The organism is Burkholderia sp. ABCPW 11 (assembly GCF_001523445.1).
Taxonomy (GTDB): domain Bacteria; phylum Pseudomonadota; class Gammaproteobacteria; order Burkholderiales; family Burkholderiaceae; genus Burkholderia.
Map to the genome: position 1 here is coordinate 1 of NZ_LOVM01000057.1, position 1,345 is coordinate 1,345.

Genomic DNA, 1,345 nt, shown 5'->3' on the forward strand with positions numbered 1-1,345 from the left:
GGGGGTGTCAGGATTTCCGTGTTCAAGGCGGGTTGAGTAATTACACGGAAGGTCGAACGAACCGGTCTGCATAAAGGATAGCGAACTGGTTCATGGCCGTCTTCCAGTCGTGCGCGGCACTTCCCCAATTCGCGGTGATGTTGCGTAAGGCCAGCCAGATGAGCTTGGTGGCGGCCTCGTCGCTCGGGAAGTGACCACGGGTCTTGATGATCTTGCGCAACTGCGAGTTGATATTTTCAATCGCGTTCGTCGTGTAGATGATCTTGCGCACCCCCGGAGGGAACGCAAAGAACGGGATCACGCGATCCCAGGCGTTGCGCCACGCGCTACTGACAGTCGGGAATTTCTGGCCCCACGGCCCATCCGCAAACGCATCGAGTTCGGCCTGAGCGGCTTCCGCGCTGGGCGCGGCGTAGATCGGTTTGATCGCCGCGGCCAGCCCCCGGCGGTCTTTCCAACTGGCGTAATCGAGGCTGTTGCGGATGAGGTGGACGATGCAGGTCTGCAGCGTGGTGGCCGGGAACACGGCAGCCAGCGCTTCGGGCATGCCCTTGAGCCCGTCCGTGACGGCAATCAGGATGTCGTGAACGCCGCGCGTCTTCAGATCGTTGAATACCTTCATCCAGAATTTGGCACCCTCGGTATTCTCGATCCACAGGCCCAGGATCTCCCGCGTGCCGTCGGGCAGCACGCCCAGCGCCAGGTACACCGCCTTGTTGCGCACGACGGCGTCTTCGCGAATCTTGACCCGCAGTGCGTCGAAAAACACGACCGGATACATCGGCTCGAGCGGCCGGGCCTGCCAGGCCGTCACTTCGGCCATGACCTCGTCGGTGACCGAGCTGATGAAGTCGGGCGAGACCTCGGTGCCGTACTGTTCCAGCAAGAAGCCCTGGATCTCGCGTACGGTCATGCCTCGGGCATACATGGCGACGATCTTGTCGTCGAAGCCCGTGAAGCGCCGTTCGTGCTTGGGAATCAGGATGGGATCGAAGCTGCCATCGCGGTCGCGCGGCACCTCGATACGGATCGGACCGTCTTCGGTCAGAACCGTCTTGGCCCCTTTGCCGTTGCGCTGATTCGTGGCGTTGGCCGGCTTGGCAGCACCGGGAGGGTAGCCGAGATGATGGTTCATCTCGCCGCCCAGTGCCCGTTCGATCAGCGCCTTCTTGAGCGCCAGCGTCGCGGCGTTGATGGCTTCGGCCGTCATCGGACCGTTGCCGAACTGCTCGAGCAGCTCGGCCGGAATCGCCGGCAGTGCCACCGGCTGGGCTTTCGGTTTGCGAGGCATAAACTCTCCTTGGGAGCATGTTATGCCTTAAACACAAAATTCCTGACAGGCCCG

General features: G+C 61.9%; 1 protein-coding gene. It reads right to left on the minus strand.

Features of this window, described 5'->3' with window-relative positions; genetic code table 11:
* Window positions 1-40: 40 nt before the first annotated feature.
* The gene (locus tag WS61_RS22185) at window positions 41-1,291 is read right to left on the minus strand and encodes an IS256 family transposase (RefSeq protein ID WP_059503476.1); all 1,251 of its coding nucleotides are present in this window, start codon (window positions 1,289-1,291) and stop codon (window positions 41-43) included.
* Window positions 1,292-1,345: the final 54 nt, after the last annotated feature.

Bases quoted from the DNA above. Each gene is read 5' to 3' on its own strand.
- WS61_RS22185 (WP_059503476.1), bottom strand. From the start codon at position 1,291: ATGCCTCGCAAACCGAAAGCCCAGCCGGTGGCACTGCCGGCGATTCCG.